The 16,349-nt window shown below is 67.0% G+C and carries 15 protein-coding genes; 10 read left to right on the top strand and 5 right to left on the bottom strand.

From position 1 onward, the window contains the following. The first annotated feature begins 138 nt into the window (after window positions 1-138). Both FHY06_RS23870 and FHY06_RS23865 read left to right on the top strand, forming a co-directional pair. Entirely contained in the window at window positions 139-300 is a 162-nt protein-coding gene (locus tag FHY06_RS23870; protein WP_157773887.1) for a hypothetical protein, read from the top strand. After that, complete coding sequence (locus FHY06_RS23865; RefSeq protein ID WP_184606512.1) at window positions 297-1,124, top strand: intradiol ring-cleavage dioxygenase; 828 nt, start codon at window positions 297-299, stop codon at window positions 1,122-1,124. Before FHY06_RS23870 ends, FHY06_RS23865 begins: the two co-directional genes overlap by 4 nt. Window positions 1,125-1,180: 56 nt before the next feature. Here FHY06_RS23865 and bamA read toward each other — a convergent pair whose 3' ends face one another. After that, window positions 1,181-3,583, bottom strand: coding sequence for an outer membrane protein assembly factor BamA (gene bamA, locus FHY06_RS23860; RefSeq protein ID WP_184606511.1), 2,403 nt, complete (start codon window positions 3,581-3,583; stop codon window positions 1,181-1,183). An 83-nt stretch (window positions 3,584-3,666) separates the two neighbouring features. Continuing rightward, window positions 3,667-4,335, bottom strand: coding sequence for a nuclease-related domain-containing protein (locus tag FHY06_RS23855; protein WP_184606510.1), 669 nt, complete (start codon window positions 4,333-4,335; stop codon window positions 3,667-3,669). Between the two features lie 201 nt (window positions 4,336-4,536). Between FHY06_RS23855 and FHY06_RS23850 the strand changes: the two genes are divergently transcribed. Beyond that, on the top strand, window positions 4,537-5,697 hold the full coding sequence (locus FHY06_RS23850) for a porin (RefSeq protein ID WP_184606509.1): 1,161 nt from the start codon (window positions 4,537-4,539) through the stop codon (window positions 5,695-5,697). A gap of 382 nt (window positions 5,698-6,079) precedes the next feature. Then, window positions 6,080-6,691: a sensor histidine kinase gene (locus FHY06_RS23845; RefSeq protein WP_184606508.1), complete on the top strand. Its 612-nt coding sequence runs from the start codon at window positions 6,080-6,082 to the stop codon at window positions 6,689-6,691. A 24-nt stretch (window positions 6,692-6,715) separates the two neighbouring features. On the opposite strand, the gene FHY06_RS23840 is transcribed toward FHY06_RS23845, so the two are convergent. Further along, window positions 6,716-7,642: a LysR family transcriptional regulator gene (locus FHY06_RS23840; protein ID WP_184606507.1), complete on the bottom strand. Its 927-nt coding sequence runs from the start codon at window positions 7,640-7,642 to the stop codon at window positions 6,716-6,718. Between the two features lie 118 nt (window positions 7,643-7,760). Here FHY06_RS23840 and FHY06_RS23835 point away from each other — a divergent pair, with 118 nt between their 5' ends. Both FHY06_RS23835 and FHY06_RS23830 read left to right on the top strand, forming a co-directional pair. Next, window positions 7,761-8,726, top strand: coding sequence for an alpha/beta fold hydrolase (locus FHY06_RS23835; RefSeq protein ID WP_132801826.1), 966 nt, complete (start codon window positions 7,761-7,763; stop codon window positions 8,724-8,726). Window positions 8,727-8,832: 106 nt separating this feature from the next. Beyond that, a complete protein-coding gene (locus tag FHY06_RS23830; protein ID WP_126186316.1) occupies window positions 8,833-9,624 on the top strand; it encodes an SDR family NAD(P)-dependent oxidoreductase in 792 nt (263 codons plus the stop codon). Window positions 9,625-9,749: 125 nt separating this feature from the next. Here the strand turns inward: FHY06_RS23830 and FHY06_RS23825 are convergent, their stop codons facing one another. Continuing rightward, entirely contained in the window at window positions 9,750-10,730 is a 981-nt protein-coding gene (locus tag FHY06_RS23825; RefSeq protein WP_184606506.1) for a LysR family transcriptional regulator, read from the bottom strand. Between the two features lie 43 nt (window positions 10,731-10,773). Between FHY06_RS23825 and FHY06_RS23820 the strand changes: the two genes are divergently transcribed. The 3 genes from FHY06_RS23820 to FHY06_RS23810 are packed head-to-tail and all read left to right on the top strand — an operon-like array spanning window position 10,774 to window position 13,642. Continuing rightward, window positions 10,774-12,087 carry an MFS transporter gene (locus FHY06_RS23820; RefSeq protein WP_184606505.1) on the top strand — a complete coding sequence of 438 codons (1,314 nt, stop codon included), beginning with the start codon at window positions 10,774-10,776 and terminating at the stop codon, window positions 12,085-12,087. Then, on the top strand, window positions 12,084-12,989 hold the full coding sequence (locus FHY06_RS23815; protein ID WP_126186319.1) for a polysaccharide deacetylase family protein: 906 nt from the start codon (window positions 12,084-12,086) through the stop codon (window positions 12,987-12,989). The genes FHY06_RS23820 and FHY06_RS23815 overlap by 4 nt, the downstream gene beginning before the upstream one ends. Then, a complete protein-coding gene (locus tag FHY06_RS23810; protein ID WP_184606504.1) occupies window positions 12,989-13,642 on the top strand; it encodes an aspartate/glutamate racemase family protein in 654 nt (217 codons plus the stop codon). The genes FHY06_RS23815 and FHY06_RS23810 overlap by 1 nt, the downstream gene beginning before the upstream one ends. A 104-nt stretch (window positions 13,643-13,746) precedes the next feature. Here FHY06_RS23810 and iaaH read toward each other — a convergent pair whose 3' ends face one another. After that, window positions 13,747-15,183 (bottom strand): indoleacetamide hydrolase, encoded by a 1,437-nt coding sequence (gene iaaH, locus FHY06_RS23805; protein WP_184606503.1) that lies wholly within the window; start codon window positions 15,181-15,183, stop codon window positions 13,747-13,749. 138 nt (window positions 15,184-15,321) lie between these two features. Between iaaH and FHY06_RS23800 the strand changes: the two genes are divergently transcribed. Continuing rightward, on the top strand, window positions 15,322-16,329 hold the full coding sequence (locus FHY06_RS23800) for an ABC transporter substrate-binding protein (protein WP_126186322.1): 1,008 nt from the start codon (window positions 15,322-15,324) through the stop codon (window positions 16,327-16,329). Window positions 16,330-16,349 lie beyond the last annotated feature (20 nt).

Genomic DNA, 16,349 nt, shown 5'->3' with positions numbered 1-16,349 from the left:
AGACAGGCAGGCAAAGACGGGAGGCGGACCGGGTGGGAGGGCACCCGATCATTGCGGCCGAATGTGGAGGAATATGGGAGAACCGCTTTTCCTGCGTTCTCCATGATTTCTCCCCGTTGCGCCCCCACGATGCCGGCCATGACCCCTCCCACGGCTCACACGGACCTGCCGCTGCTGCTGGCGATCACGGTGTTCTTCTGGCTGCTCGCGCAGGCCTGGGCACTGATCGTCTTCTGGGCGGAGAGCCGGGCCACACGACCCTCGTCGCCCGATGCGGCGGAAGAAAGAAGGAATCCATGACCTCCACCCCCCATCCGCGCGCATCCATCGGACGCCGCGGCCTGCTGGCCGCCTTCGGCGCGGCGGGCCTGTCGGCAGCCGCGAACGCTGCACCTGCCGCAGCGCACCGGCTTGCGCTGACGGCACAGACCACGGAAGGCCCGTACTACCTCGATCTCGCGCTGGAGCGTTCGGACATCGCCGAGGGATTGGAGGGCGTGCCGCTGGAGGTGCGCTTCAACGTGTGCGACGCGACTGGCCGGCCGCTTCCGAAACTGCGCGTGGACCTTTGGCATTGCGACGCGCAGGGCCGTTACTCGGGCTTCGGCGAGCAGGGCGACGACCGCTCGCTCACCTTCGAAGGCAAGACCTTCCTGCGCGGCAGCCAGTTCACCGACCGGGACGGCGGCGCAGCCTTCGCCACCATCTATCCGGGCTGGTACGCAGGGCGGACGACGCACATCCATTTCAAGGTGATCCATGGCGTCCGCGCCGTTCTCACGTCGCAGTTCTTCCTGCCCGATGCGCTGAGCGAGTTCCTCTACACGCAGGTCTCCTCCTACCGGCGTGCGCGGCTTCGCGACACGCTCAACAGCGCCGATGGCATCGCGCTGAAGGCCGGTGCCACGGTGCTCGGCTCGGTGCGCGAGGAACGGCAACGCTACGTCGCGACGCTCGCGCTGGTGGTCGATCCGGCGGCGAACCCGGCGGTCGACCGGCCGCCCCGCCCCGGCAGCCCGCCGCCCGGAAAGATGCCTTCCGAAGGGCCGGGCCTTTCGCACCCGCGCTCGCCGGAGGGCGCAGCGCGCGTCCGCGCGATCGTGCCGCCTCGCGCGGAGGGCTGAGCGGCCGGCGCCTGGCTCGCCCAGCGTGGGCGCCGCACGAAGAAGCCCGCTCGCACTCAGAACGAGGTTCCGATCTGGAACTGGAAGCGCTGTGTGCGGTCGGCCGAGATGTTGTTCGCGGTGTCGGCCTTCTGGTAGACCAGCGGAACCGCGTAGGCCAGCCGCAGCGGGCCCAGCGGCGAGATCCAGCTGATGCCGATGCCGGTGGAGGCGCGGATGCGGTTCTGCGCCTTCCATTGCGCGTCCGTCATGCTTGCGGTGCGATCGGCGAACACGTTGCCCGCGTCGAGGAAGGTGTACAGGCGCAGCGTCTTGTCGTTGCCCGCGCCCGGGAAGGGCGTGCTGAACTCCATGTTGAAGATCGCCTTGCGCGTGCCGCCGAGCGCGCCGCCCGTGACCGAGTCGGCCGGGCCCAGCGAGTTCTGCTCGAAGCCGCGGATCGAGCCCAGGCCGCCGGCGTAGAAGTTCTTGAAGATGGGGTAGGTGCTGTCGCCCAGCGCGCGCGCATAGCCGAGCTGGCCGTTGATGGCCAGCGTGTATTGCTTCGACAGCGGGAAATACTGCTGGTACTGGTAGTTGGTCTTCAGGTAGCGCAGCTCGCTGCCCACGCCCATCTCGAGGTTGGCGCTCTGCAGACGGCCGCGCGTGGGCACGAGCGCACTGTCGCGGTCGTCGCGTGACCAGCCCAGCGTGGCGGGAATGGCGATCATGCTCGACGTGGCGCAGCTCACGCTCGGCGCAGTGCCCGTGCATTTGAAGTAGTCGAGGTACGCCTGTGGCGTGGCGGTGTACACGTACGAGCCGTCGACGAGCGTGTAGGCGCCGTTGGTGCCCGGCGTGAAAGACCAGCGCTCCAGGCCGATGCCCAGGAACACCGTGTCCTGCTCGCCCACCGGGAAGCCGAAGCGGACGGAGCCGCCGTCGCTGGCGAGCTTGTAGTTGCCGTCGGCCTCGTAGTAGGGCCGCGTGGTGGTGTGGAACACGTTCAGCGTGCGCGAGATGCCGTCCTTGGTGAAGTACGGGTCGGTGGCCGTGAGCGAGATGGTGCGGTTGTACGAGCTGGTGTTCACGTTCAGGCCCAGGTAGTTGCCGCTGCCGAACACGTTCTCCTGCGTGATGCCGAAGGTCAGCGATACCTTGTCGGTCGACGAGTAGCCCGCGCCCAGCTGCAGCGAGCCGGTGGGTTTCTCGGCCACCGTCACCGCCAGGTCGACCTGGTCGGGCGAGCCGGGCACGTCGACGGTATCGACGTTCACGTCGGTGAAGAAGCCCAGGCGGTCGATGCGGTCGCGCGAGGCGCGGATCTTGTTGCCGTCGTACCAGGCGCCCTCGTACTGGCGGAACTCGCGGCGGATCACCTCGTCGCGCGTCCTGGCGTTGCCGCCGATGTTGATGCGCCGCACATAGGCGCGCCGCGAGGCCTCCGCCTTGAGCACCAGCGTCACGCGGTTGTTCTGCCGGTCGATCTCTGGCTCCGCCTTCACGCGAGCGAAGGCGTAGCCGAAGGTGCCGAAGTAATCGGTGAAGGCCTTGGTGGTGGCGGCCACGTCCTCGCCGTTGTAGGGCTTGCCGGGGCGGATGGTCACGAGCGTCCTGAACTCGTCCTCGCGGCCCAGATAGTCGCCCGCGAGCTTCACGCCGGCCACCGCGAACTTCTCGCCCTCGGTGATGTTGATCGTGAGGGTCAGCGTCTGCCGGTCGGGAGAGATGGCGACCTGCGTCGAGTCGATGCGGAACTCCAGGTAGCCGCGCGTGATGTAGTAGGAGCGCAGCGTCTCCAGGTCGCCGTTGAACTTGCTGCGCGAGTACTGGTTGGACTTGGTGTACCAGTCCAGCCAGCCGCCCGTGTCCTGGTCGAACAGGTCCAGCAGCGTGCTCTCGCTGAAGGCCTTGTTGCCGACCACGCGCACTTCCTTGATGCGTGCGGGTTCGCCTTCGGTCACGGTGAAGGTGATGTTCACGCGGTTCCTCTCCAGCGGCGTGACGGTGGTGACCACCTGCGCGTTGTAGAGGCTGCGGCCGATGTACTGCCGCTTGAGCTCCTGCTCGGCGCGGTCGGTCAGCGCCTTGTCGTAGGCCTGCCCCTCGGACAGCCCCACCTCGCGCAGCGCCTTCTGCAGCGCCGCCTTGTCGAACTCCTTGGTGCCCGCGAACTCCACGTCGGCGATGGAGGGGCGCTCCTCCAGCACGACCACCAGCACGTTGCCGTTCACGTCGATGCGCACGTCCTTGAAGAGGCCCAGCTTGAACAGCTCGCGGATGGCAGCGCTGCCGCGCTCGTCGCTGTAGGTATCGCCGGCTCGCAGGCCCATGGTGGCGAAGACGGTGCCGGGCTCGACGCGCTGCAGGCCTTCGAGCCTGATGTCGCGCACGGTGAAGGGCTCGACCGCCCAGGCGGAAGAAGCGGCGGTGAAGGCAAGCAGCGCGGCGGCGGCTGCCAATGGCTTGGGAAACTGCATCGCTGCATGGTTTCCGCCAAAGTCGGAGAAATTTGGGACCTTGACCGGGCTGCCCCGGCGCGGCCGGGGTCTTTGCCTGCGGCCTACTGCAACCCCATCGCGTTCGAAGCCGCCCATGCCGATGCCCTGGCGGCTGCGGCAGGCTGGGTACTTCCTTCGCGGCAGTTGCGAAGGTGATCCTCCAGCGTCAGCCCGCCCTGGATCTCGAGCAGTCGCTGGACGGTCCTGTCGATTCCCTGCTCGTCCAGCAGCGGGTAGTTGCGCGCGAGGCGGCCGTTGTTGCGAACCAGGCGTGCGATGTAGGGCAGGTCATGCTGCGTGATGATGGCCGCCGGCATCACGCCTTCGAGTTCGATGCCGTCGCAGGGCAGAAGCACGAAGTACTGCAGCCGCAGCTCGTCGGACAGCAGGCTTCTGAGCTGCGTTGTCTTGCGTCCACCCTGCCATGCGGGGTCTTTCACCTCGCGCGCGTTCTTGTCGCCGTGCAGGCGCAGAAACCAGCGCGGCGGCGACTGCTGCGCCTTCTTGCGGTAGACGAAGGCATTGCGCCATGCCTTGATCTCGAAGAGATACACGCCGGTCTCGCACACCAGCACTGCGTCGATGCGTGCGGTGGGCACGGTGTGGCTCTCGGGCATCGGGATGATGAGGTTGCGAAGGATGCGCAGGTACGAGAAGGCGGGACTGAATGCGCTGGCGAGCTGCTGCACGCCCAGCGAGGTGGCGGTGTTGCCTTGCAAGGCCAATGTCATGGGTGACTCCTTTCGGCAGGAGCATCGCGCCGCTTCTGGGAGACTTCTTGCACGAGGCGTTTCCGTCGGTGGACCTTCGAGGTTTGCGTGCAAACAACAACTGCCGTCCGGCGAGGGCCAACCACAAGATTCCTCCGAATTTGAACGGGACCATGCGTGCCTGCTGCTCGATGTGGAGCCGCTGCAACCGGAGAACCCTGAATGAAGAAATCCCTCACGGCACTCGCTGCCCTGGCCGTCTGCGGCCTGGCCTCTGCCCAATCGTCGGTCACGCTGTTCGGCGTCGTGGACGCCGGCCTGACCTACCAGTCGAGCACCGCGCGCGACCCCATCACCGGCGCGTCCGTCAAGCAAAGCAAGACCAGCCTGGGCAACTCCGCCTACAACTCCAGCCGCATCGGCTTTCGCGGCACCGAAGACCTCGGCGGTGGCCTGGCCGCCAGCTTCTGGCTCGAGGCGCCCATCAGCAACGACGACGGCGCCACCGGCATCTCCACCTTCAGCCGCCGCTCCACCGTGAGCCTGTCGGGCGGCTTCGGCGAGCTGCGCCTGGGCCGCGACTACACGCCCACCTTCTGGAACGACACCGTCTTCGACCCGTTCGGCACCAACGGCTCGGGCACCAACGTCATCAGCACCGTCAGCGGCAACACCACCATCAACAACGCCAACTACGTGCGCGCGAGCAACTCGATCGGCTACTTCCTGCCGCCGAACCTGGGCGGCTTCTATGGCCAGGTGCAGTACAGCCTGCACGAGAACACCAGCACCGACGCGACCAGCACCACCGCAGCCTCGAGCAGCAGCGCGGGCCGCTACGTCGGTGGCCGTTTCGGCTACGCCAACGGTCCTCTGGACATCGCACTGGGCGTGGGCCAGAGCATCGCGGTGGACACCACCACGCTGGAGCGCAAGGTGCAGACGATCAACCTGGGCGCGTCGTACGACTTCGGTCCGGTGAAGCTGTTCGGGGAGCTGTCGAACGTGAAGAACAAGTTCGACTACGCGGCGCTGGGCAACACGCACGACAGCTACAACGGCTACCTGATCGGCGCGACCGTGCCGGTGGGCGCGGGGCTGATCCGCGCGTCGTACTCGCAGGTTCGCTACAACGAGGGCGGTGTCGGCATCACGGGCGAGGACCCGCTGGCGCGCAAGTTCGCGATCGGCTACGTGCACAACCTGTCCAAGCGCACGGCGCTGTATGCGACGGTGGCGCGGGTGAACAACCGCAATGACGTGAACTACACGGGCAGCCTGGTGTCGGCGAGCACGACCGGCTACGGCAGCACGGGCACGGGCTACAGCGGCCTGCCGCGTTCGTCCACAGGCTACGACTTCGGCATCCGACACGCGTTCTGAGCGTGCGACCTCGCCGTGCGAAGGAACGGGCGTGCACCCGCCGCCTCTTTTCCTTCGCGCGGCTCTTTCTTTTTCCGCTTCCTTCTTCGCTTCTGCCAACCGGCAGTGAGCTTCCAATCATGAACCGATTCCGACTTCTCGCGAGCGTGCTGGCGGCATCCGGACTGACCGGCTGCATCATGCTGCCCCCGCCGCCCGTGCCCTATCGTCCACCGCCGCCGGGTTTCCGCGGCGAAGGCCCGTGGCCGATGCGCTTCGACAATGCGCAACGTCTGCCGCCTCCGGAGAGGAGTGCTTGCGAGGTCGACCGGGCGCCAGCTCAGGAACGCTGCACGCGCGACCCCTCTGGCGAATACACGCCTCGGCCTGCGGGAGTGCGCTGATGGCCGGCGCGGGGCAGCTGCAAACGGGGAGCCTTGGTTTCATCATCGCTGCCGTGATCGTGCTGGGCCTTGGCGGCGTGGTCGGCACGATGTGCTCGCTGTTCTTCGCCAACCTGCGGCAGGGCGCCAGGGCGCGCGAGCTCGCCGCGCAGGCCCGCCAGGAGACGCTGCAGCGCCTGAGCGCCAGCCGACCGCAGGACATCCGTGCACTGCTTGGCGCTGCCTCGATCCGGCCCGATTCAGGAGCCATCCGCCTCGACGTCAGGCTGCCGCCGGAAGCAATGCGCGTGTTCGCGATCGAGTCGGAGTTGCATGAGCTGCTGGCGAAGGTCATGGCCTATGCCGCCGGCGTGATGCGCGCGGGCGCCACGCTCCAGCTGTCGGCGCATGCCGATCGCGAGCAAGCGGTGATCCACTGGCGTGACCTCGATGCCGTCGACATGCATCCTCCACTCGCGAAGTTCTTCGACAGCAGGCATTCGGCCGCGGTGGTGGCCAGCGCGAGGGCCTGCGAGCGCATTGCCGGTCACCATGGCGGACGCATCTATTCGGCCCCGGTTGGCGGCGGAGTGCTGGGGCTCACGCTGCGACTGCCGCTGTTGAAGGGATGAATGCCTGGGATCGGCAGCCCTTGGTCACCTGCCGACGCCCGCTGGTCCGCCTTTCTCCCATGGCGAACCCTGCAAGGCCTCCACCAGGAAGTCGACCATCACCCGCACCTTGGCGCTGAGGTGGCGGCGGCTTGCGTAGATCGCCAGGATGTCGATGGCAGGCATGCGGTAGCCAGGCATGACCTCGACCAATCGACCAGCTCGCACGTCCTCTCCGACCACGAAGCTCGGCTGCCAGATCACGCCGACGCCGGCGATCGCCGCTGCGCGGGCGGTTTCGCCATTGTTGGCCCTCAGGGCCCAGCGCACCCGCACGGACTCCAGCGTGCCGTCGGGGCCTGCGAACTGCCACTCATCCGATGTGGCGCCGTACGTGTAGCCGAGGCACTGGTGCCGGGAAAGGTCCGCCGGGACTTCGGGCATGCCATGAGTCGCCAAGTACTCGGGTGAGGCACACACCAGGTTCTGCGAGCGGCCCAGGCGGCGCGCGATGTGGGTGCCCGACATGGTCCGCGAGATGCGGATGGCCAGGTCATAGCCCTCTTCGACGATGTCGACGACGCGGTCGATGAGCGCGACGTCCAGTTCCACGTCGGGGTACTTCGCCATGAACCTGGGCCACACGGGCGCCAGCACGATGCTGCCGAAACTCAGTGGTGCGTTGATGCGCAGGCGCCCGCGCGGCTGGAGCGAGGCGGTGGTGGCCAGCGCCTCGGTCTCCGCCACTTCCTCGAGGATCGACTTCGCCCGATCGAACAGCGCTTCGCCGCCCTCGGTGAGCGACAGGCGCCGCGACGTGCGGTTGATCAGCCGCGTGCGCAAGTGGGCCTCCAGCTCGTTGACATAGCGCGTCACGTTGGCTGGAGAGGTGTCCAACGCGTCGGCCGCCTTGGTGAAGCTGCCTCGCGCCACCACCGTGACGAACACCTCGTAAGCGCGAAGACGGTCCATGGCGGTTGGTTCCAATCATTCAGGAAAGCTGAATGAGTAAACCATCTTTGGGCACTTTCTGGAAGTGAAGCTGAATCATAAATTTCGCTCACCTCGAAACACACAAAGGAAATTCAGCATGACATCGACCCAGCCCACCTCCCTTTCCAGCCCTGTCCGGCGCACGCTGATCGCTGGCGCAGCCGCGGTTGGCGCCGCACTTGCCATGGGTGCCCCGGCGCATGCCGCACCGGTCGTCGACGCCGTCCCTGGCTTCCGCGCAGGCAGCGCGCAGGTGAATGGCACCCGCATCGACTACCGCATTGGCGGCACCGGCCCGGCCGTCGTGCTGCTGCATGGCTACGCCGAGACCGGACACATGTGGAATCCGCTGATGCCGCTGCTCGCGAAGACGCACACGGTGGTCGTGCCCGACCTTCGCGGAGCCGGCAATTCGTCGAAACCCGAGACGGGCTACGGAAAGAAGAACATGGCCGTCGACATCCATGAACTCGTCCGCTCGCTGGGCATCCGCAGCGCCAGCATCGTGGGTCATGACATCGGGCTGATGGTGGCCTACGCGTACGCTGCCCAGTTTCCTTCGGAGACGGACAGGGTGGTGCTCATGGATGCCTTCCTGCCCGGTATCGGCGCATGGCAGAACGTCTGGCTCCTTCGCGACCTCTGGCATTTCCACTTCCACGGCCCGACGCCGCTGGCGCTCGTGAGTGGGCGCGAGCGCATCTATTTCGAGCATTTCTGGAACGACTTCGCGGCCGATCCCAAACATTCGGTGCCCGAGGCCGATCGCCGGTTCTATGCAAAGGCCTACGCACAACCTGGCGGCATGCGCGCGGGATTTGAGTATTTCAAGGCCTTCGAGCAGGATGCGGCAGAGTTCGCGGAACTGGGCAAGACGCCGCTGCCCATGCCGATGCTGGTTCTCTCCGGCGAAAAGGCGGGCGGCACGTTCCTGATCGAACAGGGCAGGATGGTGGCGACCAACGTGCAGGGCGTGATCGTGAAGGGGTCCGGGCACTGGCTGATGGAAGAGGCGCCAGACCAGGTCATCCCCGCGCTGATCGCTTTCCTGGGCCAGGGCTGATGGGGCTGCCTCCTCACCGACAGCGAGTGCCTGCCGCGCGCCGTCGTGCCGACGGCACGGGTGCAGGCCTTCACGGACACAAACTTCGAACCTAAGGAGAACGGACATGGACCTTCAACTCAGTGGCAAGCTGGCGCTGGTCAGCGGCAGCACGGCCGGGATCGGCTACGCCATCGCGCGCACCCTGGCCCAGGAGGGCGCGAGCGTCATCGTCAACGGCAGGTCGCAGGCGGCGGTCGACGAGGCGGTGGATCGCATCCGCCTGGAGACGCATGGCACGGTGACGGGCTATGCCGCGGACCTCAGCCGGGCCGACGCCGCCGAAGAGGTCGTGCGCCGTCATCCAGGCATCGGTATCCTCGTCAACAACCTCGGCATCTTCGAAGCCAAGGCTTTCGAAGACATCCCCGATGAAGACTGGCAGCGCTTCTTCGACGTCAATGTCCTCAGCGGCGTGCGCCTTGCGCGCCTGGTGTTGCCGGAAATGAAGCGCACGAACTGGGGACGGATCATCTTCATCTCGAGCGAGAGCGCGGTGCAGATTCCGACCGAGATGATCCACTACGGCATGACGAAGACCGCGCAGCTCGCGGTTTCGCGCGGCCTTGCGGAATCGGTCGCCGGCACGAACATCACGGTGAACAGCGTGCTGCCGGGCCCGACGAAATCGCGCGGCGTCGGCGACTTCGTGGAGGGCATGGCGCGATCGAGCGACAAGAGCTTCGAACAGGTCGAGGCCGAGTTCTTCGACCACGTCCGCCCCACGTCGCTGATCAAGCGCTTCGCTTCGCCGCAGGAGGTGGCCTCGCTCGTGGCCTTCGTGGCAAGTCCGCTCGCGTCGGCAACCACCGGGGCCGCGCTGCGCGTCGACGGCGGTGTCGTCAAGAGTGCCTTCTGACGAAGGCCGGCTTTCGAACTGCCGCGAGACCTGCGCGGGACCTGCCTGAGCCCGCGCCTGAGCTGCGACTGGGCCGCTGCTTTGCTCGATCGTCCGGACTCCTAGCCGCCGCTGCGTGGTCCGGCTCAGCGACTGTCCACGTCTGCCGCCTCATCCGGCAGGCCCCGGTTGGTGCGAACGAAGCTCTGCAGATGCTTGAGGAATGCGTTGGCGGCGGGGGTGAGCGCTGCGTCATTTCGCCAATAGACACCCATTTGACGCTTGACGGTCGGTCGAACCAGCATCCGGGCCTGCACGCCTGTGCGGCCCGAGAGCTGTCGGACGTTCACCGGAAGGGCCGCAACGCCCATGCCTGCGGCCACCATGCTGATCAAGGTGGAGGAGAAGGTCGCTTCATAGGCAGGCACCGGTTTGAGCCCGGCGGCCTCGAATGCGTCGTCCGCCAATGCCCGTGACGGGCTGCGCTCGGGCAGGCAGACCAGAGGGTGCTGCGCCAGCTCGCGCCAACTCACCGAGCCGCGTTGCGTCAGCGGATGGCCGTCGGGCATCAACGCCACCAGATGGTCCCTGTACAGGGTGACTTCCGACAGGCCTGGCTCGCCTTCGATGAGCGTTCCCACGCCGAGGTCCACCTCTCCCCGGCGCACCTGGTCGCGGATGGTCTCCTCGAATCCATCCTTGAGGATGCACTGGATACCCGGGTGGCGTTGCCGGAAGGACTGCATGACCCAGGGCAGCAGGGTGGCTGCGACCACAATGGACGCCGCCACCGTGACCCTGCCGCGCTTGACCTGGGCGAGGGCGCGGGATCCGGCGACCGCCGCCTCCAGATCGTCGAGCGCCTTGCGAGCCAACGGACGGAACTCGGCCCCTGCCTCGGTCAACTGGACCACGCGCGTGCTGCGATGGAAGAGCTTCAGGCCGATCTGTGCCTCCAGTTCCTTGACCAGGGTGGACAGGGCAGAGGGCGAGACATGCATGCGCTCGGCCGCGCGCGCGAACGCGCCCGTGTCCGCGACGGCCAGGAATGCCTTGATCTGCCTGAGCGTAATATTCATGTTTGGAGAATAATCGTTCAGATCATTCTGATTGTCTGATGATTGCATGGGTGCTGCAATGACGCGAACACAAGCAATGCAGGAGATGCCCATGACATCAGCTTCCACCGCCCGCGTCGCGCAACAGGCCGACGCACGGTCGGCCCGCAAGACCACCAGCCCCCGGCGCGTCGCCGCCGCAAGCCTGATCGGTACCACCCTGGAGTTCTACGACCACTTCATCTTCGGCACCGCCGCGGCGCTGGTCTTTGCGAAGCTGTTCTTCCCGCAGTCCGATCCCTTCATCGCCACCCTCCTGTCGCTGCTTTCGTACGGCATCGCCTTCGTCGCGCGCCCTGTCGGTGCCGCGATCTTCGGCTCGCTCGGCGACAAGGTCGGCAGGCGCTTCGTGCTGGTCTCGACGCTCCTGATCATGGGGCTGTCCACTTTTCTGATCGGCCTGCTTCCCACCTATTCACAGGTCGGGCTGCTGGCTCCGCTGACGCTTGCGATCCTGCGCTTCGCGCAGGGGCTGGCGCTCGGCGGCGAATGGGGCGGGGCCGCACTGATGGTCAACGAGTTCGATACCGCAGGGCGCCGCAGAGGCTTCTATGGAAGCCTGGTGCAGGTGGCAAGTCCGATCGGAGTGCTCATCGCCAACGGAATGTTCGGCTTCATCAACACCATCACCGACGACGCCGAGTTCATGGACTGGGGATGGCGGATTCCCTTCCTCGCCAGCATCTTCCTGGTCGGCATCGGCTACTTCATCCGTCGCACGGTGTCCGAATCGCCGGTGTTCCAGAGCCTGGAGCACGGTTCGCGCAAGGCCCAGGCTCCGCTGATGGAGACGCTTCGCCACCACTGGCGCCAGGTTCTGCTCGCCATCGGCGTGCGTGCGGGCGAAGGCGTCATCTGGTATGTCTTTTCGATGCTGCTGCTGATCTATGTGCCGACCCGGCTGGGTCTTCCGCGCCAGCTGGCCCTGAATGCCGTGCTGTGGGGTGCTGTCGTCGGCGTGGTCGCGATCCCGCTGTTCGGGGCCTTGTCGGACCGCTTCGGCCGCAAGGGGATGCTGCTGGCCGGCGTCGCCGCATCGATCGTCTGGTCCTTCGCCTACTTTCCGCTGCTGGAGACGCGCATTCCCTCGCTGGTCATCCTGGCTTCCGTGGTCGGCATGGTCTGCCAGGCTTCCTTGTGGGCGCCGCTGGCCGCCTTCATTCCCGACATGTTCGAGTCCAGGGTGCGGTGCACCGGCGCATCGCTGGGCTTCCAGCTGGCAGGCGTCTTCGGCGGCGCGCTGGCACCGAGCATCTGCATCTGGCTGCTCGATCGCTTCGACAATCCCCTGTACATCTCCTTCTATTGCGCGATCGGTCTCGCGACGATTGCCTTGTGCGTGTCGAAGGCCAGGACGCAGCAATGAACGCGCCGGCCAGGGATTTCGTCGGCTATGGCCGCAGCCGGCCCGACTTCGAATGGCCGGGCGGCCGGCGGGTCGCCGTCAGCGTCGTTGTCAACTACGAGGAAGGCGGGGAGAACTGCGTCCTGGAGGGCGACACCCATTCCGAGGCACTGAACAGCGACGTGGCCGGTGCAGTGGCTCGTGCAGGCCGCCGCGACCTCGTGGTGGAGTCGCACTACGAGTACGGAAGCCGGGTCGGCCATTGGCGGATCCTGGAACTGCTGCGCGAGTGCGGCTTGCCTGCCACCTACTTCGCGGTGTCCGGCGCACTGGAGAAGAACCCCGAGGCGGCGCGCTCGATCGTCGATGCCGGCCATGAGGTGGTTTCGCATGGTGCGCGCTGGATCGACCACGACGGCATGCCCGAGGCGAAGGAACGCGAGCACATGGTGCGATCGCTCGATGTGCTGGAGCGCCTCTGCGGCCAGCGCCCGGTCGGCTGGTACACCGGACGCGTCAGCGCCAACACGCGCGCCCTGGCGGTGGAGCAGGGGCTCATGTACGACAGCGATGGCTACAACGACGACCTTCCCTACTGGACGGACGTGCGCGGTCATTCCCATCTGGTGCTGCCCTACAGCTTCGATTGCAACGACATGCGCTTCGCTTCGGCGCCGGGCTTCGACACGCCGGACGATTTCACGGACCACCTGCGCCGCACCTTGGCCTGCCTCCGCCGCGAGGCGAACCGTCACCCCGCGATGATGTCCATCGGGCTGCACCTGCGCCTGGCGGGAAGGCCCGGACGCGCGGATGCGTTGCGCGATTTCCTGCGGGAGGCGTCCGCTTTTCCCGATGTGTGGTTCTGCCGTCGCCGGGACATCGCCGACTTCTGGCGCAGCAGGTTCCCGGCGGGCCGTTGATGAGAACGCTGTTCCTCAATCCCAACTCGAGCGACGAGATCACCGCCACGCTGCGGCGGCACATCGCGCGGTGCGGGTGGCACGCCGACGAATGGGAGGTCGCGAAAGTGGAGGGCGCCCCTCGGATCATCGGTACCGCGCTGGAGAACGCGCAGGCAGTCGAGGCCCTGGATCGGAGCCTTCGCAGCCTTCGCGCGGGCTTCGATCGGGTCGTGGTGATGTCTTCGCTCGACACGGGCTATGACATCGTGCGCGGGCAACTTGGGGACGCGGCCTTCGGCTTCACCCGCAGCGTGCTCGCGCAGCACCGAAGCCTGGGCCGCAAGCTGCAGGTGATCACCTTCGACATGAGCATGACGGCGCTGTACGAGCGTGCGTTCGACGCCACGGGCCACGGCTCGGTCGTGGGCAACTGGAGGGTCTTGGACGCCATGCCTGCTGCCGTGGCGGCCCGGCCGGACGATGCGCTCGCAGAGCTGCGGAGATTCTGCCGCGAACTGGAGCCCGCTTCGCAGGACAAGATCTTCGTGGTGGGTGCCGTCGGCCTTGAGCTGGCCGCGGCATTGCGGGCAGAGGGGCTGCATTCGGTCATCGACCCCGTGGCCGATCTCCTGGCCTGGCTGCGCGCTGCCGAATCAAGCGCTTCCGGTTAGCGTCCCTGCCTCTGGGTTGATCTCGCCCCGGCCGCGCGATTGGCTGTATGGCTTCGATGCGCGCGAGCCTTGCCCTTGCCCATCAGGGCTTTCGCCAGTGGGTGTCAGCAGCGCAGCTGCACCGCGTTCGCAACGGGCGCCGGGGGCAGCACCGCTTCCACGCCGAGGGCCAGCGCCAGCAGTGCCGAGTCGGTGCCCTCGGCGCCGGTCAGTTCCAGTCCGGCGGGCAGGCCCTCCAGGGTCAGTCCCATCGGCAGGCTCAATGCCGGCAGGCCGGCCATGCCGGCGGGGCCGGTGTTGCGGATGTAGGCCGAGAAAGCGGTGGTGGCGCGGCCGCAGAGCATGACTTCCACGTCTTCGCCGATGCGCGCGGCGGTCAGCGGGCTCGTCGGAAAGACGAGCGCGGCGAGCGCGTGCCGTGCGAAGCATTCCCGGTAGGCCGCCTGCATGCGTGGGCGCAGCGTGTGCAGTGCGCGCGCGTAGGCCTCGGGGGTGATCGCGGTCGCGCCGAAGAGGCGCTCGAAGAGCGGCCGCACGTCGGGGCTGACCACGGCATCGGCGAGCGCGCGCGCATCGAAGGGGCGGTCGTGCCGCGCGAAGTAGGCCGCCAGCGCGGGCAGGATCTCGAACAGCGAGATCGTCATCGATCCTTCGCGAAACAGCGCATCGGCCTCGGACAGGTCGCAGGGCACCAGCACGGCGCCGGCCTCCGCGAGCCGTTCGAGGCTCTCGCGCGCCAGCCGCTCCACGGGCGGATCGAGCTCCTCCCAGAAGCAGGCTTGCGGCACGCCCAGCCGCACGCCCGCGAGCGGCGTGGCGCCGAGCTGAGCCGGGCTTCCCGCCACCGCGTGGTCGATCAGGACGCAGTCATCCACGCACCGCGCCATGACGCCGGCAGTGTCGAAGGTCGGCGAGATCGGCACGAGGCCTTCGTCGGGCCAGCGGCGCACGGTTGGGCGGAAGCCCGTCAGTCCGCACAGCGCGGCGGGGACGCGCACCGAGCCGCCGGTGTCGGTGCCGATGGCGGCCGGCGCGGCGCGCAGGCCCAAGAGTGCTGCGTTGCCGCCGCTGGAGCCCCCGGTCACGCGGGCGGGGTCGAAGGGATTGCGCGAGGGGCCGAAGCCGTGGTTGTGGCCCGTGACGCCCTGCGACCACTCGTGCAGGTTCGACTTGCCGAGCACCAGCGCGCCCGCATCGAGCAGCCGCTGCGTCACGCCCGCGTGGAGGCGCGGGCGGTGATCGGCCATCCACGGGCTGCCGGCTGTGGTCGGCATGCCGGCGACGTCGATGTTGTCCTTGAAGGCCAGCGGCACGCCGTGCAGCGGACGTGTTCCCGGCGCCGGGCGCGGCGCGGCGTCGAGCGCCGCGGCGGCGGAAAGGAGCGCGGGCGGGTCCAGGTGCAGGAAGGCGCCGTAGGACGCGGTCGCGCCGGCCCTGTCCAGCAGGGCCTGCGCGTAATCGGTGACGCGCAGTTCGCCGGACCTCATCAGGGCGGCAGCCTCGCGGGCGGACAGGTCGGTCAGCGCATGCATTCGGTTCATGGGAAGTTCGAAGTGGGGCGGAAGCTGCACTCCGGTGCATGTTTCGGGCCAATTTCCACTTCCGTGCGCCGAAAACAGCCTGAAACAGCATGGCATGAATACTGCTTAAAGAAGTTTTTGTATTCACGAGGCCATCCAATGTCTTTCAAGTCCTTGCGTATCCTGGCCGCCGTCGCGACGTCGATGGCTCTTCTGGCGGGCATGCCCGCGTCCGCCGCCGAGAAGGTTTCGCTGCGCCTCAAATGGCTGGCGCAGGCGCAGTTCGCCGGCTTCTACGTGGCCAAGGCCAAGGGGTTCTATGACCAGGCAGGCCTCGACCTCACGATCAACCCCGGCGGTCCCAATCTCAACGTCGAGACGCTGGTGGCCTCGGGCAACGACACCTTCGGCTTGGCCGGCGGCACCGAGACCGTGCTTCTCGCCCGCGAGAAGGGCCTGCCGCTCGTATGCATCGGCGTGACCGTGCAGAACACGCCCTTCACCTATGTGACCTACAAGGATTCCGGGATCACCAAGGTGAAGGACTTCGCGGGCAAGAAGGTCGCCACCTGGTTCACCGGCACGCAGTACACGCTGTACTCGATGCTCGCTTCGGCTGGCGTGAAGCAGAGCGACCTGACCATCGTTCCCCAGTCGGGCTCCATGGCGCCGTTCGTCGAGAAGCAGTTCGACGTGGCCGCGGCCACCTACTACAACGAGCTCAACACGCTCAAGGAGCAGGGCCTGGGCGACAAGCTCACGCTCATCAAGCCCGACGACTACGGCGTGGTGGTGCAGCAGGACACGGTGCTGGTTTCCGAGAAGTACCGCAACGAGAAGCCGCAGCAGGTGCAGGCCTTCCTCACGGCCACCATCAAGGGCTGGAAGTACGCGCTGCAGAACAAGAAGGAGGCCATCGACATCGTCATGGCCGCGGCCCCCAGCCTCAACCGTGCGCACCAGGAAGCCATGCTCGACGAATTCGAGAAGCTGGTGAAGGCCGGCAAGGGCTCCACCGACGGCATCCTCGCCATCGACCTGCCCACCGTCGAGAAGATGCAGACCCAGCTCGTGGGCTACAAGGCGCTGAAGGCTCCGGCGGATCTCTCGAAGGCCTACGACCCCAGCTTCTGGACGCAGGTGCCCGTGGCCGACAAGAAGTTCTGAGCCCCATTGCCGTCGCGACC

The sequence above is a fragment of the Variovorax atrisoli genome, assembly GCF_014195185.1.
GTDB classification, from domain to species: Bacteria; Pseudomonadota; Gammaproteobacteria; order Burkholderiales; family Burkholderiaceae_C; genus Variovorax; species Variovorax atrisoli.
This window is presented reverse-complemented; position numbering and strand designations above follow the sequence as displayed.

Coding starts and splice junctions, on each gene's coding strand:
- FHY06_RS23870 (WP_157773887.1), top strand. CDS start 139: ATGACCCCTCCCACGGCTCACACGGACCTGCCGCTGCTGCTGGCGATC.
- FHY06_RS23865 (WP_184606512.1), top strand. CDS start 297: ATGACCTCCACCCCCCATCCGCGCGCATCCATCGGACGCCGCGGCCTG.
- bamA (WP_184606511.1), bottom strand. CDS start 3,583: ATGCAGTTTCCCAAGCCATTGGCAGCCGCCGCCGCGCTGCTTGCCTTC.
- FHY06_RS23855 (WP_184606510.1), bottom strand. CDS start 4,335: ATGACATTGGCCTTGCAAGGCAACACCGCCACCTCGCTGGGCGTGCAG.
- FHY06_RS23850 (WP_184606509.1), top strand. CDS start 4,537: ATGAAGAAATCCCTCACGGCACTCGCTGCCCTGGCCGTCTGCGGCCTG.
- FHY06_RS23845 (WP_184606508.1), top strand. CDS start 6,080: ATGGCCGGCGCGGGGCAGCTGCAAACGGGGAGCCTTGGTTTCATCATC.
- FHY06_RS23840 (WP_184606507.1), bottom strand. CDS start 7,642: ATGGACCGTCTTCGCGCTTACGAGGTGTTCGTCACGGTGGTGGCGCGA.
- FHY06_RS23835 (WP_132801826.1), top strand. CDS start 7,761: ATGACATCGACCCAGCCCACCTCCCTTTCCAGCCCTGTCCGGCGCACG.
- FHY06_RS23830 (WP_126186316.1), top strand. CDS start 8,833: ATGGACCTTCAACTCAGTGGCAAGCTGGCGCTGGTCAGCGGCAGCACG.
- FHY06_RS23825 (WP_184606506.1), bottom strand. CDS start 10,730: ATGCAATCATCAGACAATCAGAATGATCTGAACGATTATTCTCCAAAC.
- FHY06_RS23820 (WP_184606505.1), top strand. CDS start 10,774: ATGACATCAGCTTCCACCGCCCGCGTCGCGCAACAGGCCGACGCACGG.
- FHY06_RS23815 (WP_126186319.1), top strand. CDS start 12,084: ATGAACGCGCCGGCCAGGGATTTCGTCGGCTATGGCCGCAGCCGGCCC.
- FHY06_RS23810 (WP_184606504.1), top strand. CDS start 12,989: ATGAGAACGCTGTTCCTCAATCCCAACTCGAGCGACGAGATCACCGCC.
- iaaH (WP_184606503.1), bottom strand. CDS start 15,183: ATGAACCGAATGCATGCGCTGACCGACCTGTCCGCCCGCGAGGCTGCC.
- FHY06_RS23800 (WP_126186322.1), top strand. CDS start 15,322: ATGTCTTTCAAGTCCTTGCGTATCCTGGCCGCCGTCGCGACGTCGATG.